This window comes from Caenimonas terrae (genome assembly GCF_042655405.1).
GTDB classification, from domain to species: domain Bacteria; phylum Pseudomonadota; class Gammaproteobacteria; order Burkholderiales; family Burkholderiaceae_C; genus Ramlibacter; species Ramlibacter terrae_A.
Genome location: NZ_JBHSMF010000009.1, coordinates 927,360 through 949,900 on the forward strand (window position 1 = coordinate 927,360; position 22,541 = coordinate 949,900).

Sequence of the window (22,541 nt, forward strand, 5' to 3'; positions counted from 1 at the left end):
TCAATGGTCCGTTCCCAGATAGGCGGCGCGCACCGCGGGGCTGGCCTGCACCTGCGCCGGCGTGCCCTCCATCAGGCGGGTGCCGAATTCCATCACCACGATCCGGTCGGTCAGGCCCATCACGAATTCCATGTCGTGTTCCACCAGCAGCAGGCTCATGCCTTCGGCCTTGAGCTGGCGCAGCACGTCGCCCAGCGCCTGCTTCTCCTTGTGGCGCAGGCCGGCGGCCGGTTCGTCCAGCAGCAGCAGCGCGGGGTCGGTGCACAGCGCGCGGGCGATCTCCATCAGCCGCTGCGGGCCCAGCGCCAGGTTGCCGGCCATCTCGTGCATGCGGTCGGCGATGCCGATGCGCGCGAGCTGGCGCTCGGCCTCGGCGAACAGGCGGCGTTCTTCCTCGCGGTCCAGCCGCAGCATGGCGCGCACGGAGCCGCTGCTGCCGCGCATGTAGCCGCCCAGCGCCACGTTCTCCAGCACCGTCATGTCCGGGATCATCTTGACGTGCTGGAAGGTGCGCGAGATGCCGCGCCGCGCGATCTCGCGCGAAGGCAGGCCGCCGATCGGCTCGCCGCGCCAGCGCACCTGGCCGGCGCTCAGCGCCAGCACGCCCGTGATCAGGTTGAAGGTGGTCGACTTGCCGGCGCCGTTGGGGCCGATCAGGCCGACGATGTCGCCGGCGGCGATCGCGAAGCTGACGTCGTTGACCGCGGTCAGGCCGCCGAAGGTCTTGCGCACCGCCTCCACCTGCAGCAGCGGCTCGCCGTGGGCCGGCTTGGGGCGGGCCGGCAGCGGCGCGGCGCCGTCCCAGTCGCGCTTGCGGTCGGCGCGCGGCAGCCGCCGCACCACGAAGCTCCACAGGCCGTCGGGCGCGAACTTCAGCACCACGATCAGCACGACGCCGAACACGATGGTCTCGAAGTTGCCGCTGGCGCCGATCAGCCGCGGCAGCAGCACCTGCAGCTGGTCTTCCACCAGCTTCACGGCGCCGGAGCCGAGGAAGGCGCCCCAGACGTAGGAGATGCCGCCGAGCACTGCCATGAACAGGTACTCGATGCCCTTGCTCAGGGCGAACGGCGTCGGGTTGACGGTGCGCTGGAAGAAGGCGAACAGCCAGCCCGACACCGCCGCCAGCACCGCGGCCAGCACGAACACGGCGAGCTTGTAGCGGAAGGTGGAGATGCCCATCGCCTCGGCCATGGTCGCGCCGCTCTTGAGCGAGCGGATGGCGCGGCCCGGGCGCGAGTCCAGCAGGTTGGAGGCGGCCCAGGCGGCCAGCAGCGCCATCACCCAGATCAGCACGTGCAGGCCGCGGCCGGTGCCCAGGTCCATGCCGAACAGCTTGAGCGTGGGCACGCCCAGGATGCCGTCGTACTTGCCCAGGAATTCCATGTTGCCCATCGTGTAGTACAGGGCCAGGCCCCAGGCGATGGTCGCCAGCGGCAGGTAGTGGCCCGACATCCGCAGCGTCACCGCGCCCAGCACCAGCGCCGCGGCCACCGCCAGCGCGACGCCGACCAGCAGCGCCAGCCAGGGCGACAGCGAGAGCGTCACCGACATGTAGGCCGCGGTGTAGGCGCCGACCCCGACGAAGGCGGCCTGGCCGAAGGAGATCAGGCCGGCCACGCCGGTGAGCAGCACCAGCCCGAGCGTGACCAGCGCGTACAGGCCGATGTAGTTGCTCTGGGCGATCCAGAAGTCCGGCACCGGCAGCGCCGGCAGCAGCAGCATGAGCAGCGCGAAGGCAGGGAAAGCGAAACGGCGGATGCCCTGCATCAGTGTTCCTCGGAGTGCGGATCGCGCAGTGAGCGCCACAGCAGGATCGGCAGGATCGAGGAGAACACGATCACTTCCTTGAACGAGCTGGCCCAGAACGAGCCGAAGCTCTCCAGCAGCCCGACGCCCAGCGCGCCGGCCAGCGCCAGCGGGTAGCTGGCCAGGCCGGCCACGACGGCGGCGACGAAGCCCTTCAGGCCGATCAGGAAGCCGCTGTCGTAGAAGATGGTGGTGGTCGGGCCGATCAGCAGGCCCGACAGCGCGCCGATCAGCGCCGCCATCGTGAAGGCCAGCCGGCCGGCGCCGCTCGACGAGATGCCCATCAGGCGGGCGCCGGCGCGGTTGACGGCGGTGGCGCGCAGCGCCTTGCCGGTGAGGGTGCGCTCGAAGAACAGCCACAGCGACACGATCAGCGCGAACGACGCGATGAAGATGATGATGGTCTGGCCGGTGATGGCCAGCGCGCCGGCGGAAAAGCGGCTGTCCCAGAAACTCGGGTTGCGGTAGCCCTCGGCGCCGAAGAACAGCAGGCCCAGGCCGACCAGCGCGAAGTGCACGCCGACCGAGACGATCAGCAGCACCAGCACCGAGGCGTCGGCCAGCGATTCGTACGCCAGGCGATAGATCAGGCTGCCGAAGGGAGTGACCAGCGCCAGCGTCAGCAGCGCCTGCACGCCCAGCGGCAGGCCGCGCGGCGCGGCCCAGATCGCCAGCAGCGACGCCAGCACCGGCCAGGCCAGCGTGCGCAGCAGCTGCAGCGCCACCCGCCGCGGCGGCAGGCGGTGGCGCACGCCATGGACCAGGTCGCCGGTCGCCGCCAGCGCGGCCAGCGCCAGCAGGAACCAGACGGTGCCGGGCACCTTGCCGGTCTGGAACAGCGCCAGCGTCAGCGCGCCGAAGGCGACGAACTCGCCCTGCGGGATGAAGATGACGCGCGTGACTGCGAACACCAGCACCGTGGCGAGCGCGAGCAGCGCATAGACGGCCCCGTTGGTGAGGCCGTCCAGCGCCAGGATGCCGGCGATGGAGAAGTCCATGGTTGTTGCGTTGCCCCCCGCCCGGGCGGGGATGACGGTGCTATCGCGAGCTCACTTCTCCACCACGAACTTGCCGCCGGTCACCTTGAGCATCACGCCGGTCTCGTTGGTGTAGCCCCAGTGGTCGTCCTTGGTCCAGTTCATCACGCCGTGCGAGAACACGGTGCGGCCCATGCCTTCCATGGCGTCGCGCAGCGCGCTGCGGAATTCGGCGGTGCCGGGCTTGGCCTTCTTCAGCGCCATCGGGACGATCTTCTCCATCACGATCCCGAAGTCGTACGAATGGCCGGCGAACTGGTTGCGCGAACCCGGGCCGTTGGCCGCTTCGTACTTGGTCACGAAGTCCATCGCCACCTTCTTGGACGGGTGGCTGTCGGGCAGCTGCTCGGGGACGACGGCGGGGCCGGACACGACGAAGGTGCCTTCCACGTCCTTGCCGCCGATGCGGACCAGGTCCGGGGTGGCGGCGGCGTGGGTCTGGTAGATCTTGCCCTTGTAGCCGCGCTCGACGATCGCCTTCTCCGGCATGGCGGCGCCGGAGCCGGTGGCCACGACCACGATCGCGTCCGGGTTGGCGGCCGTCACCTTCAGCGCCTGCGGGGTCACGCTGGTGTCGGTGCGGGCGAAGCGCTCGACCGCAACCACCTTCATGCCGTTCTTTTCCGCTTCCGGCGTCAGCGCCTTGAGCCACAGCTCGCCGTAGGCGTCGGTGTAGCCGATGAAGCCGATGGTCTTGATGCCCTGCTTCTTCATGTGCTGCACCATGGCGTGGGCCATGACTTCATTGCCCTGCGGCAGGCGGAACAGCCAGTGGTCCTGGCCCGGCGGCACGCCGACCGGGGCGGCGGCGATCTGCAGCGTCTTGTTCTCGGCGGCGACCGGCGCCATCGCGGCGGCCACCGGCGTCAGGCAGGAGCCCAGGATCACGTCGACGTGGTCCTCGGTGATCAGGCGGCGGGTGTCGCTCACGCCCTTGCCGGGGTCGCTGGCGTCGTCCAGGATGATCAGGTTGACCTTCTCGCCGGCGATGGTCTTGGGAAACAGCGCGAGCTGCTTCTGCATCGGGATGCCCAGGCCGGAGCCGGGACCCGTCAGCGAGAGGACCACGCCGACATTGATGTCGGCCAGGGCGGTGCCGGCGGCGGCCAGCGAGACGGCTGCGGCGATCAGGGTGCGTGCAAATTTCATCTTCTTGTCTCCAGTTGGTTAAACAAACACGTTCATCAGCGGGGAGCCATGCGCAGCGCACCGTCCAGGCGGATCACTTCGCCGTTGAGGTGGTTGTTGGTGACGACGTGGCAGGCCAGCTGCGCGAATTCCTCTGGCTTGCCCAGCCGCGGCGGGAACGGGATCGATGCCGCCAGCGATGCCTGCACCGCCTCGGGCAGCTGCTTCATCAGCGGCGTGGCGAACAGGCCCGGCGCGATGGTGCAGACCCGGATCGCGTGCTGCGCCAGGTCGCGCGCCATCGGCAGGGTCATGGCGGTGAGGCCGCCCTTGGAGGCGCTGTAGGCCTGCTGGCCGACCTGGCCGTCGAAGGCGGCCACCGAGGCGGTGAACATCATCACGCCGCGCTCGCCGTCCTCCAGCAGCGGCAGCTTGACGCACTCGGCGGCGAACAGCCGGCTGATGTTGTAGCTGCCGATCAGGTTGACGTTGATGACGCGGGCGAAATCCTCCAGCGGCGCGGCATTGCCGTCCTTGCCGACGATCCGCTTTGCGCTGCCGATGCCGGCGATGTTCATCAGGATGCGGGCCGGGCCATGCGCGGCCGTCGCCCTGGCCAGCGCCGCCGTCACGCTCGGGGTGCTGGTGATGTCGCACTGGCAGGCCACGCCGTTGATCTCGGCGGCGACCTTCTCGGCCTGTTCCACGTTGACGTCCAGCACCGCCACCCGGGCGCCCAGGCGCGCCAGCTCGCGCGCCGTCGCTTCGCCCAGCCCCGAGGCGCCGCCGGTGACGATGGCAGCCTGTCCGTCGATCTTCATTTGCCTTGCTCCTTCGGTTGCAGCGTGTAGGGCAGGGTGCCGTCATGCAGGGCCGTGACCAGGGCATCGCGGTGCTTGAGCACGGCGCGCTGGTTGATCGAGCCCTTGTCGGTGACCTCGCCCTTGTCGATCGACGGCGGCTCGTGCATCAGGTGCAGCCGGGCCACGCGCGACGCGCTGCCGGTGGCGTGCGAGGCCAGCTCGTCCAGCACGCGCTGGAAGTGCGCCTGCACTGGCGCGCTTTGCAGCACCTCCTGCAGCGAGGCGCCGGCGGGCAGGCCGGCCAGCTGGCGCACGGCCGGCGTCGGGAAGATCAGGGCGCCCACTTCCTTCAGGTTCAGGCCGGTGATCACGGCGTCCTGCACATAGGGCGCGCCGGCGGCGATGATGCGGGCGCGCATCGGCCCGACGCTGACGAAGGTGCCGGTGGACAGCTTGAAGTCCTCGGCGATGCGGCCGTCGAATTTCAGGCCCTGGTGGATGTCGGCCTCGTCGATCCACTGCACGGCGTCGCCGGTGCAGAAGAAGCCCTCCTCGTCGAAGCTCTGCTGCGTGGCCTCGGGGCTGCGCCAGTAGCCCGGCGTGACGTTCGGGCCCTTGTAGCGAACCTCCACCTTGCCGTCCACCGGCACCAGCTTCAGTTCCATGCCCGGCGTGGGCACGCCCAGGTAGCCGGCCTTGACGTGCGGGTTGGTGATGAAGATGGCGAACGGCGACGACTCGGTCATGCCCAGGCCGGTGCCCATCACGATCCGCTCGCCGATCTCGCGCTCCTGCACCTCGTGCAGCGTGTCCCACACCGGCTGCGCCAGGGCGGCGCCGGCGTAGAAGAACATCCGCACGCGCGACAGCAGCGTGCGGCGCAGCGCGTCGTCGGTCTTCATCGCATTGGCGATGGCCTCGAAGCCGGTCGGCACGTTGAAGTAGACGGTGGGGGCGATCTCGCGCAGGTTGCGCAGCGTTTCCTGCATCAGCGCCGGCGTCGGCTTGCCGTCGTCGATGTAGAGCGTGCCGCCGTTGTAGAGGGTCAGGCCGACGTTGTGGTTGCCGCCGAAGGTGTGGTTCCACGGCAGCCAGTCCACCAGCACCGGCCCGCTGCCGTCGATCTCCTGGGCCAGCACCGGCATCGACTGGCGCATCTGCTGCTGGTTGGCGCACCACATGCCGTGGGTGTTGATCACCGCCTTGGGCAGCTTGGTCGAGCCGGAGGTGAACAGGAACTTGGTGATGGTGTCCGGCCCGGTGGCGCGCATCGCGGCGTCGACGGCGGCCGTGGGCCGGGTGGCGAGCAGCTCGCCGAAGGGCGTGCTCTTGCGGCCCTCGAGCGTTCCCTTGCCCAGCACCACTTCCACGTCCGGCTTCACCGCCGCCGCGATCGCCTTGCCGTAGCGGGCGGCGTCGGCGGCATAGACCAGACCCGGCGTCAGCGTGTCCAGCACATGGCGCAGCTTCTCGTAGTCCTGGCTGATGGTGGAGTAGGCGGGCGAGGCCGGGCTGTACGGCACGCCGGCGTACATGCAGCCCAGCGCGATCAACGCGTGCTCCAGGTCGTTCTCGCTCAGCACCACCACCGGCCGCTGCGGCCCCAGGCCGCGCTCCAGCAAGGCCTGGCCGATGCTGCGCGCGCTGTCCAGCGCCTCCGCATAGCTGACGTGGCGCCAGTCGCCGGTGCTGCCGTCGGCATTGCGCTCGCGGCGCGCCATGAAGCTGCGGTCCGGCGCCACCGAGGCCCAATGCAGCAGCCGGTCCGTCATGCGCGCGGCATGCGGCGCCAGCGGCTGGTCGGCGCGCAGGTAGCGCACGCCGCCCTCGCCCTCGCGCACGGCCACGCGGGTGACGCCGAACGTCAGGTCCCGGTACCTGGGGCTGTTGCTCACGCTCAGCCCTTCCTGACCTTGGCGGCCTTGCCGTCGAGGAAGGCCTTGACCCGGGTCTTGGCCTCGGGGGCGCTCTGGGCGATGGCGGCCATCAGCGCCTCGGTGAGGAAGCCCTGGTCGGCCGGCTGTTCGGCGATGCGGGGCAGGGCGTGCATCAGCGCGTAGTTGGTCAGCGGCGCGTTCTCCGCGATCCGGTTGGCCAGCTCGATCCCGCGCGCCGAGGCCTGGCCCTGCGGCACGAGGTACTGGGCGAAGCCCGCCCGCTCGCCGTCCTGCGCGTTGTAGACGCGGCCGGTCAGCATCATGTCGGTCATGCGGGCGGCGCCGATCAGCCGCGGGATGCGCACCGCGCCGCCGCCGCCGACGAAGATGCCGCGCGAGCCTTCCGGCAGCGCATAGAAGGCCGTCTCGTCGGCGACGCGGATGTGGCAGGCGCTGGCCAGCTCCAGGCCGCCGCCGACCACCGCGCCGTGCAGCGCGGCGACCACCGGCACCGGGCCGTATTGCACCTGCTCCAGCGCGGCGTGCCACATGCGCGAGTGGTACAGGCCCTGGCCGGCGTCGCGCTCCTTGAGCTCCGACAGGTCCAGGCCGGCGCAGAAGTGCTCGCCGGCGCCGTCCAGCACGGCGGCCCGCACCCCGGTTTCCGGCAGCTCCTTCTCGAACAGCTCGCGCAGGCCGAGAATCAGGCTGTCGTTGAGCGCGTTGCGCTTGGCGGGGCGGTTCAGCCGGATCACCGCGATCGGGCCGCGGATCTCCAGGAGGATGTCTTTGTGGGTCATGGGTTATTTGCCAGTGGTCCGGATTATTGTTATAAACAATAACCAATTCAAGCGCGCAATGCGGCCATCGGCCTAGGGCTTACCCTAGTCGGGGCCCAAGCAACCGGAGACATTCCATGGACCACGCCAATCTCGTCGCCATCGACGTCCACACCCACGCCGAGGTGAGCTGCTGGAACCCGTTCGACAACTACGGCGAGGAGTACGACCGCGCCGCCGACAAGTACTTCCGCAACAGCAAGCGGCCGACCATCGAGGAGACGATCGCGTATTACCGCGAACGCAAGATCGGCCTGGTGATGTTCACCGTGGACAGCGAGTCCAAGCTGGGCCGGCGCCGGATCCCCAACGAGGAGATCGCCGAGGCGGCGGCCAAGAACAGCGACATGATGATGTGCTTCGCCAGCATCGACCCGCACAAGGGCAAGATGGGCGCGCGCGAGGCCGAGCGGCTGATCAAGGAGCACGGCGTCAAGGGCTTCAAGTTCCACCCGACGGTGCAGGGCTACCACCCCTACGACAAGATGGCCTGGCCGATCTACGAGGTGATCAACGCCCACAAGCTGCCGGCCATCTTCCACACCGGCCACAGCGGCATCGGCTCGGGCATGCGTTGCGGCGGCGGCCTGCGGCTGGAGTACAGCAACCCCATGCACCTGGACGACGTGGCGATCGACTTCCCGGACATGCAGATCGTGATGGCGCATCCCAGCTTCCCCTGGCAGGACGAGGCGCTCAGCGTCGCCACCCACAAACCCAACGTCTGGATCGACCTCTCGGGCTGGAGCCCGAAGTACTTTCCCAAGCAGCTGGTGCAGTACGCCAACACGCTGCTGAAGGACCGCGTCCTGTTCGGCAGCGACTACCCGCTGATCACGCCGGAGCGCTGGATGAAGGACTTCGAGGACGCCGGCTTCAAGCCCGAGGTGATGCCCGGCATCCTCAAGGGCAACGCGGTCCGCCTGCTGGGCCTGGCCTGAGATGGAAGGCGCCAGGCTGGCAGGCGAAGGCGAGCTGCTGTGGGAGCCTTCGCGCGAGCAGAAGGAGAGTTCACGCCTCGCGCATTACATGCGCTGGCTGGCGGATGAACGCGGCCTGAAGTTCGGGGATTACCAGGCGCTGTGGCAATGGTCGGTGGACGCGCTGGAACCGTTCTGGGATTCGGTCTGGGACTATTTCGGCGTGCAGGCCGGCGGCAGCCGGCAGCCGGTGCTGGCCTCGCACGCCATGCCGGGCGCGCAGTGGTATCCGAACGCCCGTCTGAACTACGCCGAGCACACCTTCCGCAATGCCACAGCGGACCGGCCGGCGCTGGTGGCGCGCAGCGAGGACGCGCCCACGCGCGAGGTTTCGTGGGCCGAGCTGCAGCGCGACACGGCGGCGCTGGCGGCGACGCTGCGCTCGCTGGGCATCGTCGCCGGCGACCGGGTCGCCTCGTACCTGCCGAACCGGCCGGAGACCGTGGTCGCCTTCCTGGCCTGCGCCAGCATCGGCGCCGTCTGGTCAAGCTGCGCGCCCGACATGGGCGCCACCGTCGTGCTCGACCGCTTCCGGCAGATCGAACCCAAGCTGCTGTTCGCCACCGACAGCTACGGCTACAACGGCAGGAAGCACGACCGCGAGGCGCTGGTCGGCGAGCTGCTGGCCGGCTTGCCCAGCGTGCAGACCGTGGTGCACGTGCCCGGCCCGAACGCCGCGACGCGGCCGGTGACCTGGCGCAATGCGGTGCCCTGGGCCGACGCGGTGAAGGACGAGGCGCCGCTGCAGTTCGAGCGCGTGCCCTTCGCCCATCCGCTGTGGATCGTCTATTCGTCCGGCACCACCGGCCTGCCCAAGGCGATGGTGCACAGCCACGGCGGCATCGTGCTGACGCACTTGAAGACCATGTGCCTGCAGCACGACCTGCGGCCGGGCGACCGCCTGCTGTTCCTGGGCGGCACCGGCTGGATCGTCTGGAACCTGCAGATCGGCGCGCTGCTCACCGGCGCCACGGTGATGCTGTACGACGGCAACCCGGCCTGGCCCGACAAGGAGGCGCTGTGGCGCTTCATGGACGAACGGCGCGTGACGCTGTTCGGCTGCGGCGCGGCCTACCTGATCAACTGCATGAAGGACGACCTGCGGCCGCGCGACTTCGCCCGGCTCGATGCGCTGCGCGCGATCAACGCCACCGGCTCGCCGCTGCCGCTGGACGCCTACCGCTGGGTCTACGACGCGGTCAAGAGCGACCTGTGGCTGGCCTCGATCAGCGGCGGCACCGACATCGCGTCCGGCTTCGTCGCCTGCGCGCCGACGCTGCCGGTGCACGCCGGCGAGATCCAGTGCCGCGAACTCGGCGTCGCGGCCTATGCCTTCAATGAATCGGGGCAGCCGGTGGTGGACGAAGTGGGCGAGCTGGTCATCACCAAACCGATGCCCTCGATGCCGGTCTACTTCTGGAACGACCCGGGTGGCAAGCGCTACCTGGAAAGCTACTTCGAGACCTTTGCGGGTGTCTGGCGGCACGGCGACTGGATCCGCTTCACGCCGCGCGGCAGCTCGGTGATCTACGGCCGCTCGGATTCGACGATCAACCGGCACGGGATCAGGATGGGAACGGCGGAGATCTACCGCGTGGTGGAGGAACTGCCGGAGATCCGCGACAGCCTGGTGGTCGACCTCGAATTCCTGGGCCGCGACTCCTTCATGCCGCTGTTCGTGGTGCTCAAGCCCGGCTTCGCGCTGGACGATGCGCTCAAGGCCAAGATCGCGCAGCAGATCCGCAGCAAGGCCTCGGCGCGGCACGTCCCCAACGAGGTCTACGAAGTGCAGGAGATCCCGCGCACGCTGACCGGCAAGAAGATGGAAGTGCCGGTGCGCAAGCTGCTGCTGGGCGCCGACCAGCACAAGGTGGCCAGTCCGGACGCGATGGCCAATCCGGCCAGCCTGGAGTTCTTTGTCGCGCTGGCGTCGAAGCTGAATCCCTGAAGCGTGCGTAGAGGCCTTGGCACGGCCGGCGGCCGGGACGGGGTGTTCTCCGGTCACGCTCGCGGGCGTCTTCCCGGGCACGCCACCGCTCTTGCGTTACCAGCTCAATGAGGCCCACAAGCTGTAGCGACCGCGAATGGCCCTGCGCCCACCCCATCCCGACCACCGGCCTCGAAGGAGCGCTTGAGCGCGGACGCAGAATCGCGCGGCGCCTGCGGAGCGCGCTGTGGTTCTTTCTTCCTGCCGGCTCGCCCTTTCGCTTCGCACGGACGGCGGTCAGGGTGGGTCGGGCGCAGGGCCTGAGAACGACCCACCCTGGCCGGCGGCCGCGCCAACAAGGCCGGCACGCGAATGCTGGATGACAGGAACCTAGAATGTCCGCAAGCAACCACGAGCGAGACCAGCCATGAAGACCTACAAGATCGCCTGCATCCCCGGCGACGGCATCGGCAAGGAAGTGATTCCGGCGGGGCAGACGGCGCTGGAGGCGCTGGCCAAGGCGCAGCAGGGCTTCCGCTTCGAGTTCACTTCCTTCGACTGGGGCGGCGACTATTACCGCAAGCACGGCGTGATGATGCCGGCCGACGGGCTGGAGCCGCTGCGCAAGATGGACGCCATCCTGTTCGGCTCGGCCGGCGACCCCGACATCCCGGACCACATCACGCTGTGGGGCCTGCGCCTGAAGATCTGCCAGGGCTTCGACCAGTATGCCAACGTGCGGCCCACCCGCATCCTGCCGGGCATCGACGCGCCGCTCAAGCGCTGCGGCCCCAAGGACCTGGACTGGGTGATCGTGCGCGAGAACTCGGAAGGCGAATACGCCGGCGTCGGCGGCCGGGTGCACCAGGGCCATCCGATCGAGGCGGCCACCGACGTCTCCATCATGACCCGCGCCGGCGTCGAGCGCATCATGCGTTTCGCCTTCCGGCTGGCGCAGTCGCGGCCACGCAAGCTGCTGACCGTGGTGACCAAGTCGAACGCGCAGCGCCATGCGATGGTGATGTGGGACGAGATCGCGCTGCAGGTTTCCAAGGAGTTCCCCGACGTGAAGTGGGACAAGGAACTGGTGGACGCCTGCACCGCGCGCATGATCAACCGGCCGGCGTCGCTGGACACCCTGGTCGCCACCAACCTGCATGCCGACATCCTGAGCGACCTGGCCGCCGCGCTGGCCGGCAGCCTGGGCATCGCGCCCACCGGCAACATCGACCCCGAGCGCCGCTATCCGTCGATGTTCGAGCCGATCCACGGCTCGGCCTTCGACATCATGGGCAAGGGCCTGGCCAATCCGGTGGGCACCTTCTGGTCCTGCGTGATGATGCTGGAGCACCTGGGCGAGAGCGCCGCCGCCAGGCAACTGATGCAGGCGGTCGAGTCGATCACCGCCGACCAGTCGCTGCACACCCGCGACCTCGGCGGGCGCGCCAGCACCGCGCAGGTGACGCAGGCGCTGTGCGACCGGCTGGCCGGCGCCACCGCGCGGCCGCAGCCGGCCTGAATGCGGCTGATCAGCCAGCGCTGCTGAGCCTGTGCCTGACGCCGCGTCCCGGCCCCGCGACGCGGGCCGCGATGCCATACTGGAACGATGGTGGATTTCCTGATTGGCGTCGATGGCGGCGGCACGGCAACCCGGGCCTGGCTGGCGGGCCGTGACGGCGCCGTGATCGGCCGCGGCCTGGCCGGCCCGTCGGCGCTCGGCCAGGGCATCGCCGCCGCCTGGATCCAGGTCGAGCAGGCGATCCGCGGCGCCTTCCAGGACGCCAGGCTGGCGGTGCCGTCGTGGCGCCGCTGCGCCGTCGGCGCCGGCCTGTCCGGGGTCAGCAACCGGTCCTGGCGCGACGCCTTCGTGGAACGCAACATCGGCTTCGCCCGGCTGGCCGCCGAAACCGATTCCTTCACCATGCTGCTGGGCGCCCACGGCGGCCGGCCCGGCGCCATCGTCGCCGCCGGCACCGGCAGCATCGGCGAGGTGCTGCGCCCGGACGGCAGCCGCTTCACGGCCGGCGGCTGGGGCTTTCCGGTCGGCGACGAGGGCAGCGGCGCCTGGCTCGGACTGCACGCGGTGCGGGTGGCGCAATGCGCGATCGACGGCCGGATCGCGGCCGGCGCGCTGGCGCGGCGGGTGTTCGCCGTCTGCGGCAGCGACCGCGACAGCGTGCAGGCGTGGTGCGACCAGGCCGGCCAGTTCGCCTATGCGCAGCTGGCGCCGGCCGTGTTCGAGACCGAACAGACAGACCCGTCGGCCGCGCACCTCCTGGGCCACGCCGTGGCCGCGCTGGAGACCATCGCCAGCGCGATCGATCCGGATGGCGTGCTGCCGCTGGCCGTCTGCGGCAGCGTCGGCAGGCAGCTGGCCCCGCGGCTGGCGCCGGCGCTGCGGGCCCGGCTGGTGGAGCCCGCCGACGGCCCGGCGGCCGGTGCACTCGCCCTGATCCGGCGGCTGGTCGACCAAGAGGAGCTGCATCCGGCATGACCCGCCTCACCGGCCACATCCTCACCCCCGAAGGCTTCGTCGAAGGAACGCTGGCCTTCGACAGCGCCGGCCGCATCGCCGGCCTGATGGGAACGCCGGTGCCGGAAGACATCGTGCGGGCGTCCAGCGAACCGCTGATCCTGCCCGGCTTCGTCGACCTGCACGTGCACGGCGGCGGCGGGCGCGACGTGATGGACGGCGGCGACGCGGCGGCCGTGATCGCGCGGCGCCATGCCGCCCACGGCACGACTGCCTTGCTGGCCACCACCATGACCGCGCCGATGGCCGACCTGGAGCCGGCCTTCGAGGGGCTGCGCGCCGCCTGTGCGCGCCAGCGCCCGGGCTCCGCCCGCATCCTCGGCGTGCACCTGGAAGGCCCGTACATCAACCCGGGCCGGCTCGGCGCCCAGCCCGATTTCGCCCGCCCGGTGGCGCTGGACGAACTGGCGCGGCTGCACGCGCTGGCGCCGATCCGGCTGGTCACGCTGGCGCCGGAAGTGCCCGGCAACATGGAAGCGATCGGCGCGCTGGTGGCGGCCGGCTACCGGGTGCAGATCGGCCACACGGCCGGCAGCTACGACGACGGCGTGCAGGCGCTCGGGCAGGGCGCCACCGGCTTCACCCACCTGTTCAACGCCATGAGCGGCCTGCACCACCGCGCGCCCGGCATGGTCGGCGCCGCGCTGGCCAAGGCGCAGTACGCCGAGATCATTCCCGACCTGCTGCACGTGCACCCGGGGGCGATCCAGGTGGCGCTGCGCGCGATCCCCTGCCTGTATTGCGTCACCGATGCGACGGCCGCCACCGGCATGCCCGACGGCGATTACCAGCTCGGGCGCCAGACCGTCACCAAGTGCCTGGGCGGCGTGCGGCTGGCCGACGGCACGCTGGCCGGCTCCACGCTGACCATGGACCAGGCGCTGCGCAACCTGGTGCAGGTCCTGGGCCTGGAGCTATCGGAAAGCTCGCGGCGCGTCTCCACCCACGCGGCCGACCACATCGGCATGGCCGACCGCGGCCGGCTGGCGCCCGGCGCCTGGGGCGACGTGGTGGTGCTGGACCGGGAACTGGTGCTGACGGCCGTCTATGCGCAAGGAGAACGGGTTGAGCTCGCGGATGCTGGTTGAGGCGCGCGAGGCGCCTGCCGCCGTCGCGCGCCTGCTGGCGAACGACGACACGGAGTACCGCGCGTTCGGCGCCGCGCTGCGCGCCGAGCCGCCGGCCTCCATGCTGACGCTGGCGCGCGGCAGCTCGGACCACGCCGCCCACTTCATGGCGTATCTCATCATGGCGCGGCTGGGCCGGCTGGTGACCTCGCTGCCGATGTCGCTGGTGACGTTGTACCAGTCGCGCATCGAGCGCCAGGGCCTGACGGCGTTCGCCTTCTCGCAGTCGGGCCAGAGCCCGGACCTGGTGGAGCCGGCGCGCTACTTCGGCGAGGGCGGGGCGGTGACGGCGGCCTTCGTCAACGACACGGCGTCGCCGCTGGCCGGGGCGGTGCGCCATGTGTTTCCGCTGCATGCCGGCACGGAGACCAGCGTCGCCGCCACCAAGAGCTTCATCGCGCAGCTGGTGGGCGGGGCCAGGCTGGTGACTGCCTGGCAGAGCGACATCGACCTGGCGCGGGCGCTGGCCGATCTGCCCGGCGCGCTGACCCTGGCCGCCCATGCGGACTGGAGCGCCGCGATCGCGCCGCTGGTGGATGCCGACCGGCTGTTCGTGATCGGCCGCGGCACCGGGCTGGCGGTGGCACTGGAAGCGGCGCTGAAATTCAAGGAGACCTGCGGCATCCAGGCCGAGGCCTTCTCCGGCGCCGAGGTGCAGCACGGGCCGATGGCGCTGATCGGCGAGGGCTACCCGCTGCTCATCTTCGCGCCGCGCGGGCCGGCGCAGCCGGGGCTGCTGGCGCTGGCCGCCGCGATGCGCCAGCGCGGCGCGCGCGTGCTGCTGGCGGCGCCGATCGGCACGCCAGACAGCGAGCTGCCGCTGGTGGAGACCGGCGCGGTGGACCTCGATCCGCTGTCGGCGATCCAGAGCTTCTACCCGATGGTCGATGCGCTGGCGCGGGCGCGCGGGCTGGACCCGGACAGGCCGCAGCACTTGAAGAAGGTGACCCGCACGCGATAGCCGCGACCATCCCGGCCGACGCGCCGGGATCCGGGCCTCTGCCGGAGATACCATCGCCCGATGACCCGCCCACGCAAGACCCCCGAGCAACTGCGCAGCCACCGCTGGTACGGCGTGAAGGACCTGCGCTCCTTCGGCCATCGCTCCCGCACCGCGCAGATGGGCTACCACCGCAGCGATTACGCCGGCAAGCCGGTGATCGCGATCATCAACACCTGGAGCGACATCAACTCCTGCCACTCGCACTTCAAGCAGCGGGTGGAAGAGGTCAAGCGCGGCGTCTGGCAGGCCGGCGGCTTTCCGGTGGAGATGCCGGCGATCAGCCTGGCCGAGCCGTTCCAGAAGCCGACCACCATGCTGTACCGCAACCTGCTGGCGATGGAGTGCGAGGAGCTGCTGCGCTCCTATCCGGCCGACGGCTGCGTGCTGATGGGGGGCTGCGACAAGACCACGCCGGCCCTGGTGATGGGCGCGATCTCGATGGACCTGCCCGCCATCTTCATGCCGGCCGGGCCGATGCTGCGCGGCGACTACAACGGCAAGTTCCTGGGCTCGGGCTCGGACACCTGGAAATACTGGGCCGAACTGCGGGCCGGCAACATCACCGAGGACGACTGGCAGGAGGTGGAGGACGGCATCGCGCGCTCGGCCGGCCACTGCATGACCATGGGAACCGCCAGCACCATGACCAGCGCCGCCGAGGTGCTGGGGCTCACGCTGCCGGGTGCGTCCTCGATCCCGGCGCCGGACTCGCGCCATGCCCAGATGGCGACGCTGACCGGCAAGCGCATCGTCGACATGGTGTGGGAAGACCTCAAGCCTTCCGACATCCTGACGGCAGCATCGTTCGACAACGCGGTGACGGCGGTGCTCGCGCTGGGCGGCTCGACCAACGCCATCGTCCACCTCATCGCGATGGCGCGCCGCGCCGGCATCGACCTGGACCTGGCGCGCTTCGACGCGCTGGCGCGCGAGACGCCGGTGATCGCCAACCTGCGGCCCAGCGGCAAGTACCTGATGGAAGATTTCTTCTATGCGGGCGGCCTGCGCGGCCTGCTGGTGCGGCTGGCCGACCTGCTCGATCCCGGGCAGCAGACCGTCAACGGCCGCAGCCTGGGGGAGAACATCGAGGGCGCCAGGGTCTTCAACGACGACGTCATCCTGCCGCGCGAGCAGCCGCTGCTGGCCAGCGGCGGGCTGGCGGTGCTCACCGGCAACCTGGCGCCGGCCGGCGCGGTGATCAAGCCCGCGGCGATGGAGCCGCAGCTGCGCCGGCACACCGGCCCGGCCGTGGTGTTCAAGGACTACAACGACATGTCGGCGCGCATCGATTCGCCCGACCTGGTGGTGACCAGGGACAGCGTGATCGTGCTGCAGAGCGCCGGCCCGCAGGGCGCGCCCGGCATGCCCGAATGGGGCCAGCTGCCGATCCCGCAGAAACTGCTCAAGGAAGGCGTGCGCGACATGGTGCGCATCAGCGATGCGCGCATGAGCGGCACCAGCTACGGCGCCTGCGTGCTGCACGTCACGCCGGAGTCGCACGTCGGCGGCCCGCTGGCGCTGGTGCGCGACGGCGACCTGATCGCGCTGGATGTGGAAGCACGCCGGATCGACATGCTGGTGGACCAGGAGGAACTGGCGCGCCGGCAGGCTGCATGGAAGGCGCCTGCGCCCAAGTTCACCCGCGGCTACGGCGTGCTGTACCTCAAGCACATCCAGCAGGCCGACACCGGCTGCGACTTCGACTTCCTCGGGCCGGAGCCGGCGGTTGCCGGCGGCGAGCCCGAGATCCATTGATCCAGCCAGCACCGCCATCCGGTGCCAGCGCCCACCGACCCGGGAGAACCGATGACCGATCATGACAAGGACCTGGCCGCCGACACGCTCGACCTGCTGCGCAAGGTCAGCGTGGCCACGCTTTGCACGCAGCTGTTCAAGCGGGGACTGCGCAACGTCTTCATCCAGGGCATCGGCCGCCTGACCGATCCGGCCGCCGGCAACATGGTCGGTCCGGCCTACACGATGCGCAACATCCCGGCGCGCGAGGACCTGGACCAGATCAGCGCCTTCGACGATTACGATCATCCGCAGCGCAAGGGCATCGAGAGCGTGCCGCCCGGCCACGTGCTGGTGCTCGATTGCCGCGGCGAGACCCGCGTGGCCTCCGGCGGCCAGATCCTCACCACCCGGCTGAAGGTGCGCGGCGCGGCCGGCCTGGTGTCGGACGGTCCGGTGCGCGACAGCGGCGCCATCAGCCAGATGGACTTCCCCGTGTACTGCGCCGGCGGGAGCGCGCCGCTGAACCTGATCCACCACCACGCGATCGACCTGAACGTGCCGATCGGGTGCGGCGGCGTGGCGGTCTATCCGGGCGACATCATGGTCGGCGACGACGAGGGCGTGGCCGTCATCCCGCGCCACCTGGCCGACGAGGTGGCGCGCGACGCGGCGGAGCAGGAAAAGATGGAAGCCTTCATCCTGGAGCGGATCGAGGGCGGCGCCATGCTGCGCAACAACTATCCGCCCAACGCCGAGACCCGCGCGGCCTTCGCGCAGTGGCGCAAGCAGCGCGGGATCTGACCCGGCTGCAAGCGCCGGTTCAGGGATGCCGCAGCAGCTGCGGCATGGCGGCGTGCTGCGGCACCAGCTCCGAAGGCCGGTCCAGCAAGCGGTCGGTGATGCCCGCGCCGGCCCACATCGCCGCCAGCGCAAGCCAGGCAGTCAGCGCAAACACTGCGCCGCCGCTGATGCCCGCGCCCACGGCGCAGCCGCCCGCCAGCATGGCGCCGAAGCCCATCAGCATGGCGCCGGCAATGTAGCGGCGCATGCTGTAGCCGTCCTTGAAGCCTTCCAGCCGCAGGTCGTGTCCGACCCACGCGCCGGCCAGCGCGCCGGCGAACACACCGGGCAGGAAGCCGGAGTCGAAGCCGAAGGCGCGGCCCGGCGTGGAGACGACGCGCATCAGCCATTCGGCCGACGGGCCGCTGAAGGTCAGGCCCTGGACCGGGACGACCTGGAACGAATGGGCGGCGACCGTGGCGGTGTATGCCCAGCCCGCCGCCACGGCCAGGCCGGCGCCCAGGCCGCCCAGCCACTTCCACACGCTTTTCCTGCTGCGCACCGAGTACCAGAGGGCGGCGACCAGCCAGAGCGCGCCGAAGGCCAGTCCGCCCCAGCGGCCGGCGCCGGTCACGGCCAGCAGGTCACGGGCCGCGCCGCCTTCGACCGTCCACCAGCTGCCGATGCTCTCGCGCAAGGGAGCGAGCGCGCCCGCCAGCGAAGCCTGGGCCGTGACCGCGAAGATCAGTCCGGACAGCAAGGCACGCAGGTTGCCGGTGGCCGACAGCACCAGCAGCCGGCTGGCGCAACCCCGCGCCATCACCATGCCGGCGCCGAACAGCAGGCCGCCGACCAGCGCGCCCGAAATGCTGCCCCGCGCCGCGAGCTGGCGCGTGCTGCTCACGTCGATCAGGCCCGACAGCACGAGCGCCTGCACGCCCACCACCGCCGCCGAAAACGTGAGCAGCCAGACCGCGAGCTTTTCGCCGGGCCGGCCACGCCAGAACTCGATGGCCGCCGAGCGCAGGCAGAAGCCGGAGCGCTGGGCGGCAAAGCCGAACAGCAGGCCGATCAGTGCGCCGCCGGCGGCCAGCACAGGTGCTTCACCGAGTTTCTCGAGCAGGCCGGTCAAGTCCATGGATATATTTAAGCATTGGCTTATATTGTCGCGCATGGCGCCACGCCCGCGCTTGACGGGGATCAAGCACGGACCTCAGGGCGCAGTTGCGTGCCTGCGCATGGCCCGCTCCAGCAGCTCGAACAGCACCTCGCACAGCAGCGCCAGCGCCGCGGCCGGCAGGGCGCCTGCCAGCAGCAGTTCGCGGTCGTTCAGCGCCAGGCCGGTGACGATCCGCTCGCCATAGCCGCCGGCGCCGATGAAGGCGGCGATGGTGGCGGTGCCGATGGCGATCGCCACTGCCGTGCGCACGCCCGCCACCACCGTCGGCAGGGCCAGCGGCAGCTCCACATGGCGCAGCCGCTGGGCCCGCGTCATGCCCAGGGCAGTGCCGGCCTGGCGCAGGCCTTCGCCGACCTCGGCCAGGCCGGTGACCGTGTTGCGCATGATCGGCAGCAGCGCATAGAGCGTGAGCGCGATCAGCGCCGGCACCACCCCGATGGCGCCGGTCAGCCCGATCAGCGCGGCCAGCAGCGCCAGAGAGGGCACGGTCTGCAGCAGCCCGGCCGCGGCCAGCAGGAAGCCGCGCCAGCGCGGACGCGGAAAGGCGGCCAGCGCCAGCGGCACGCCCACCAGCACCGCGGCCGCCACCGACAGCGCCACCAGCGTCAGGTGCTGCAAGGTCAGGCGCGCCAGGTCGGGGCCGAACAGCTTGTCGGCGAAGCCGCGGCCGCCGCCGGCCGGCGACGTCCCGCTGCCCGCCTTCGCGGGCGCGCCGGACGCCAGGAAGTCGCGCGCGATGGCGTCGAAGGGCACGCCCTGCAGCTCGGCGCGGGCGTTCATCGCGATCATCGCGTCCTCGTCGATCCGGCCCTGCAGCGTCTGCAGCGCGGCCCACGCCCTGGGCGACTGGCGGGGCACTTCGAGCCGGTACAGGACCACGGCGTCGTAGCGGGGGAAGTACTTCCGGTCGTCCGCCAGCACCCGCAGGCCCAGGTGGCCGATCTTGGCGTCGGTGGTGTAGATGTCGATCAGGTCCACCTGGCCGGCGGCGATGGCGTCGTAGGCCAGGCCGTGGTCCAGCCCGGTGGGCTTCTGGCTGAAGCCGTAGCGCTGCGCCAGCCCGGCCCAGCCGTCGGCGCGCCCGATGAACTCGTTGGACAGTCCCAGGCGCAGTTCCGGATGGCGCGCCAGGTCGCTGAGCGTGGCGATGCCCAGGCGCTGCGCATCGGCCGCCCGCATTGCCAGCGCGTAGCCGTCGTTGAAGCCCAGGGGAATCGCGGCGCCGAGTCCGAGCGGGGCCAGCGCCTCGTTCATCTGCGGCAGCGACAGCGGGTCGCTCCTTTTGAGGATCTCCTGCCCGATGGTGCCGGCGTACTCCGGATACATGTCGATGCTGCCGGAGCGCAAGGCCTCGTAGACGATCGCGGTGTTGCCCAGGCCCTCGCGCACCTGCGGCTGGCCGGCGCCGGCGCGCGCCGCGGTCTGCGCCATCACGTGGGCCAGGATGTACGACTCCGTGAAGCGCTTGGACCCGATGCGCAGCGCGCGCTCCGGCGGGTCGGCGGCCAGGCACGCGGCGGCCAGGAGCAGGAGGGCGGACAGGCAGGCGAGGCGCTTCATGGCGCAAGCATGCCACGGCGCGCCGCCGGCCCCGCGCACGCGGCGCAACGATCAACGCGGCGGCGTCAAGCGCGACATCCGCGCATTCCCCTAGGAACCACAACCTCTTGTCTTGTGTCTACCGTTCACCTACAGTGAAGTCAGGTTTGCCGCAGCGCCGGACGTCCTCGCACACACAGTGGGGCCATAGTGCGCTAAAGTGAAATTGAATGGCTGATTGTTGCTTCGATGCAGAGTCCCGTTTGAAGGAGGTTCCATGGATGTAGTTCGGAATTTTCTGGCCCGTTACGAGCAGACCCGAGAGGAGGAGATGTCGCTCGAGGAATACCTCGACGCGTGCAAGCGGGATCCCCTGGTCTACGCGACGGCTGCCGAGCGGATGCTTGCCGCCATCGGCGAGCCCGAAGTGGTGGACACCCGGCACGACCCGCGCCTGTCGCGCATCTTCGGCAACAAGGTGGTGCGCATTTATCCCGCATTCCGCGATTTCTACGGCCTCGAGGAGCCGATCGAACAGGTGGTCTCCTGCTTCCGCCACGCGGCGCAGGGGCTGGAAGAGAAGAAGCAGATCCTGTACCTGCTGGGCCCGGTGGGCGGCGGCAAGTCCTCCATCGCCGAGCGCCTCAAGCAGCTGATGGAGCAGGTTCCCTTCTACGCCATCAAGGGCTCGCCGGTCAACGAATCGCCGCTGGGCCTGTTCAACAATGCCGAAGACGCGCCGCTGCTGCAGCAGCAATACGGCATCGCCCCGCGCTACCTGCAGCGCGTGATGTCGCCCTGGGCCGTCAAGCGGCTGGAGGAATTCGGCGGCGACATCCGCAAGTTCAAGGTGGTCAAGCGCTACCCCTCCATCCTCAAGCAGTGCGCGATCGCCAAGACCGAGCCGGGCGACGAGAACAACCAGGACATCTCGGCGCTGGTCGGCAAGATCGACATCCGCAAGCTGGAGACATTCGCCCAGGACGACCCGGATGCGTACAGCTATTCGGGCGGCCTGTGCCTGGCCAACCAGGGCCTGCTGGAGTTCGTGGAAATGTTCAAGGCGCCGATCAAGGTGCTGCACCCGCTGCTGACGGCCACCCAGGAAGGCAACTTCAAGGGCACGGAAGGCTTCGGCGCGATCCCGTTCGACGGCATCGTGATGGCCCACTCCAACGAAAGCGAGTGGAAGGCGTTCAAGAACAACAAGAACAACGAGGCCTTCCTGGACCGGATCTACATCGTCAAGGTGCCGTATTGCCTGCGGGTGACGGAAGAAACCAAGATCTACGAGAAGCTGATCCGCAACTCCTCGCTCAAGGACGCAGTCTGCGCGCCCGGCACGCTGCGCATGATGGCGCAGTTCGCGGTGCTGACGCGGCTGAAGGAGCCGGAGAATTCCAGCATCTTCTCCAAGATGCAGATCTACGACGGCGAGAACCTCAAGGACACGGACCCCAAGGCCAAGAGCTACCAGGAGTACCGCGATTACGCCGGCGTCGACGAGGGCATGACCGGCATCTCCACCCGCTTCGCCTTCAAGATCATCTCCAAGGTGTTCAACTTCGACTCGACCGAGATCGCCGCCAACCCGGTGCACCTGATGTACGTGCTGGAGCAGCAGATCGAGCGCGAGCAGTTCCCGGCCGAGATCGAGCAGAAGTACCTGGCCTACATCAAGGAACACCTGTCGGCCCGCTACGCGGAGTTCATCGGCAAGGAGATCCAGACGGCCTACCTGGAGTCCTATTCGGAATACGGCCAGAACATCTTCGACCGCTATGTGACGTACGCGGATTTCTGGATCCAGGACCAGGAGTTCCGGGACACGGACACCGGCGAGATCTTCGACCGCTCGGCGCTGAACGCCGAACTGGAGAAGATCGAGAAGCCCGCCGGCCTGTCCAACCCCAAGGACTTCCGCAACGAGATCGTCAACTTCGTGCTGCGTGCCCGTGCCAGCAACGCCGGCAAGAATCCGGTCTGGACCAGCTACGAGAAGCTGCGCACGGTGATCGAGAAGAAGATGTTCTCCAACACCGAGGACCTGCTGCCCGTAATCTCCTTCAACGCCAAGGCCAGCGCCGACGAGCAGAAGAAGCACGAAGACTTCGTCAACCGGATGGTCGAGAAGGGCTACACGCACCGCCAGGTCCGCCTGCTGTGCGAGTGGTACCTGCGCGTCCGCAAGAGCTCCTGAAGAAGGAGCGGAGTAACAAGTAGTGCCCACCAGCCGCCGGGA

17 protein-coding genes are annotated in these 22,541 nt (G+C 69.8%); 9 read left to right on the plus strand and 8 right to left on the minus strand.

What is annotated here, in order from left to right; all coding sequences use genetic code 11:
* Genes ACFPOE_RS18290 through ACFPOE_RS18315 form a run of 6 tightly spaced genes read right to left on the minus strand, consistent with a single transcriptional unit; the run spans nt 1 to nt 7,454 of the window.
* Nucleotides 1-1,770, minus strand: a complete 1,770-nt coding sequence (locus tag ACFPOE_RS18290; protein ID WP_376851723.1) for a branched-chain amino acid ABC transporter ATP-binding protein/permease — start codon at nt 1,768-1,770, stop codon at nt 1-3.
* Nucleotides 1,770-2,807 carry a branched-chain amino acid ABC transporter permease gene (locus tag ACFPOE_RS18295; protein WP_376851724.1) on the minus strand — a complete coding sequence of 346 codons (1,038 nt, stop codon included), beginning with the start codon at nt 2,805-2,807 and terminating at the stop codon, nt 1,770-1,772. The genes ACFPOE_RS18290 and ACFPOE_RS18295 overlap by 1 nt, the downstream gene beginning before the upstream one ends.
* Before the next feature lie 51 nt (nt 2,808-2,858).
* Nucleotides 2,859-3,995, minus strand: a complete 1,137-nt coding sequence (locus ACFPOE_RS18300; protein ID WP_376851725.1) for an ABC transporter substrate-binding protein — start codon at nt 3,993-3,995, stop codon at nt 2,859-2,861.
* A gap of 35 nt (nt 3,996-4,030) precedes the next feature.
* Nucleotides 4,031-4,795, minus strand: a complete 765-nt coding sequence (locus ACFPOE_RS18305; protein ID WP_376851726.1) for an SDR family NAD(P)-dependent oxidoreductase — start codon at nt 4,793-4,795, stop codon at nt 4,031-4,033.
* On the minus strand, nt 4,792-6,672 hold the full coding sequence (locus ACFPOE_RS18310) for a feruloyl-CoA synthase (protein WP_376851727.1): 1,881 nt from the start codon (nt 6,670-6,672) through the stop codon (nt 4,792-4,794). Before ACFPOE_RS18310 ends, ACFPOE_RS18305 begins: the two co-directional genes overlap by 4 nt.
* A gap of 2 nt (nt 6,673-6,674) precedes the next feature.
* On the minus strand, nt 6,675-7,454 hold the full coding sequence (locus ACFPOE_RS18315) for a crotonase/enoyl-CoA hydratase family protein (protein ID WP_376851728.1): 780 nt from the start codon (nt 7,452-7,454) through the stop codon (nt 6,675-6,677).
* Between the two features lie 116 nt (nt 7,455-7,570).
* On the opposite strand from ACFPOE_RS18315, the gene ACFPOE_RS18320 reads away from it, so the two are divergent.
* The 8 genes from ACFPOE_RS18320 (at nt 7,571) to ACFPOE_RS18355 (ending at nt 17,601) form a co-directional block, all read left to right on the plus strand.
* Complete coding sequence (locus tag ACFPOE_RS18320; RefSeq protein WP_376851729.1) at nt 7,571-8,434, plus strand: amidohydrolase family protein; 864 nt, start codon at nt 7,571-7,573, stop codon at nt 8,432-8,434.
* A gap of 1 nt (nt 8,435) precedes the next feature.
* Nucleotides 8,436-10,421, plus strand: coding sequence for an acetoacetate--CoA ligase (locus ACFPOE_RS18325; RefSeq protein ID WP_376851730.1), 1,986 nt, complete (start codon nt 8,436-8,438; stop codon nt 10,419-10,421).
* A 406-nt stretch (nt 10,422-10,827) separates the two neighbouring features.
* Nucleotides 10,828-11,919 carry a tartrate dehydrogenase gene (locus ACFPOE_RS18330; RefSeq protein WP_376851731.1) on the plus strand — a complete coding sequence of 364 codons (1,092 nt, stop codon included), beginning with the start codon at nt 10,828-10,830 and terminating at the stop codon, nt 11,917-11,919.
* Between the two features lie 90 nt (nt 11,920-12,009).
* Nucleotides 12,010-12,894, plus strand: a complete 885-nt coding sequence (locus tag ACFPOE_RS18335) for a glucosamine kinase nucleotide-binding domain-containing protein (RefSeq protein ID WP_376851732.1) — start codon at nt 12,010-12,012, stop codon at nt 12,892-12,894.
* Nucleotides 12,891-14,021 (plus strand): N-acetylglucosamine-6-phosphate deacetylase, encoded by a 1,131-nt coding sequence (locus tag ACFPOE_RS18340; protein WP_376851733.1) that lies wholly within the window; start codon nt 12,891-12,893, stop codon nt 14,019-14,021. The genes ACFPOE_RS18335 and ACFPOE_RS18340 overlap by 4 nt, the downstream gene beginning before the upstream one ends.
* Complete coding sequence (locus tag ACFPOE_RS18345; protein WP_376851926.1) at nt 14,011-15,021, plus strand: SIS domain-containing protein; 1,011 nt, start codon at nt 14,011-14,013, stop codon at nt 15,019-15,021. Before ACFPOE_RS18340 ends, ACFPOE_RS18345 begins: the two co-directional genes overlap by 11 nt.
* Nucleotides 15,022-15,081: 60 nt before the next feature.
* Nucleotides 15,082-16,818 carry an L-arabinonate dehydratase gene (araD, locus tag ACFPOE_RS18350; protein ID WP_376851734.1) on the plus strand — a complete coding sequence of 579 codons (1,737 nt, stop codon included), beginning with the start codon at nt 15,082-15,084 and terminating at the stop codon, nt 16,816-16,818.
* 51 nt (nt 16,819-16,869) lie between these two features.
* Nucleotides 16,870-17,601, plus strand: a complete 732-nt coding sequence (locus ACFPOE_RS18355; RefSeq protein ID WP_376851735.1) for a ribonuclease activity regulator RraA — start codon at nt 16,870-16,872, stop codon at nt 17,599-17,601.
* A 19-nt stretch (nt 17,602-17,620) separates the two neighbouring features.
* On the opposite strand, the gene ACFPOE_RS18360 is transcribed toward ACFPOE_RS18355, so the two are convergent.
* Both ACFPOE_RS18360 and ACFPOE_RS18365 read right to left on the minus strand, forming a co-directional pair.
* Nucleotides 17,621-18,718, minus strand: a complete 1,098-nt coding sequence (locus ACFPOE_RS18360) for a YeeE/YedE family protein (protein ID WP_376851736.1) — start codon at nt 18,716-18,718, stop codon at nt 17,621-17,623.
* A 75-nt stretch (nt 18,719-18,793) separates the two neighbouring features.
* Entirely contained in the window at nt 18,794-20,320 is a 1,527-nt protein-coding gene (locus tag ACFPOE_RS18365) for an ABC transporter permease/substrate-binding protein (protein WP_376851737.1), read from the minus strand.
* Between the two features lie 256 nt (nt 20,321-20,576).
* Between ACFPOE_RS18365 and ACFPOE_RS18370 the strand changes: the two genes are divergently transcribed.
* Nucleotides 20,577-22,499, plus strand: coding sequence for a PrkA family serine protein kinase (locus ACFPOE_RS18370; RefSeq protein WP_376851738.1), 1,923 nt, complete (start codon nt 20,577-20,579; stop codon nt 22,497-22,499).
* Nucleotides 22,500-22,541 lie beyond the last annotated feature (42 nt).

Coding starts and splice junctions, on each gene's coding strand:
- ACFPOE_RS18360 (WP_376851736.1), bottom strand. CDS start 18,718: ATGGACTTGACCGGCCTGCTCGAGAAACTCGGTGAAGCACCTGTGCTG.
- ACFPOE_RS18290 (WP_376851723.1), bottom strand. CDS start 1,770: ATGCAGGGCATCCGCCGTTTCGCTTTCCCTGCCTTCGCGCTGCTCATG.
- ACFPOE_RS18340 (WP_376851733.1), top strand. CDS start 12,891: ATGACCCGCCTCACCGGCCACATCCTCACCCCCGAAGGCTTCGTCGAA.
- ACFPOE_RS18300 (WP_376851725.1), bottom strand. CDS start 3,995: ATGAAATTTGCACGCACCCTGATCGCCGCAGCCGTCTCGCTGGCCGCC.
- ACFPOE_RS18325 (WP_376851730.1), top strand. CDS start 8,436: ATGGAAGGCGCCAGGCTGGCAGGCGAAGGCGAGCTGCTGTGGGAGCCT.
- araD (WP_376851734.1), top strand. CDS start 15,082: ATGACCCGCCCACGCAAGACCCCCGAGCAACTGCGCAGCCACCGCTGG.
- ACFPOE_RS18345 (WP_376851926.1), top strand. CDS start 14,011: ATGCTGGTTGAGGCGCGCGAGGCGCCTGCCGCCGTCGCGCGCCTGCTG.
- ACFPOE_RS18355 (WP_376851735.1), top strand. CDS start 16,870: ATGACCGATCATGACAAGGACCTGGCCGCCGACACGCTCGACCTGCTG.
- ACFPOE_RS18330 (WP_376851731.1), top strand. CDS start 10,828: ATGAAGACCTACAAGATCGCCTGCATCCCCGGCGACGGCATCGGCAAG.
- ACFPOE_RS18315 (WP_376851728.1), bottom strand. CDS start 7,454: ATGACCCACAAAGACATCCTCCTGGAGATCCGCGGCCCGATCGCGGTG.
- ACFPOE_RS18295 (WP_376851724.1), bottom strand. CDS start 2,807: ATGGACTTCTCCATCGCCGGCATCCTGGCGCTGGACGGCCTCACCAAC.
- ACFPOE_RS18320 (WP_376851729.1), top strand. CDS start 7,571: ATGGACCACGCCAATCTCGTCGCCATCGACGTCCACACCCACGCCGAG.
- ACFPOE_RS18305 (WP_376851726.1), bottom strand. CDS start 4,795: ATGAAGATCGACGGACAGGCTGCCATCGTCACCGGCGGCGCCTCGGGG.
- ACFPOE_RS18370 (WP_376851738.1), top strand. CDS start 20,577: ATGGATGTAGTTCGGAATTTTCTGGCCCGTTACGAGCAGACCCGAGAG.
- ACFPOE_RS18365 (WP_376851737.1), bottom strand. CDS start 20,320: ATGAAGCGCCTCGCCTGCCTGTCCGCCCTCCTGCTCCTGGCCGCCGCG.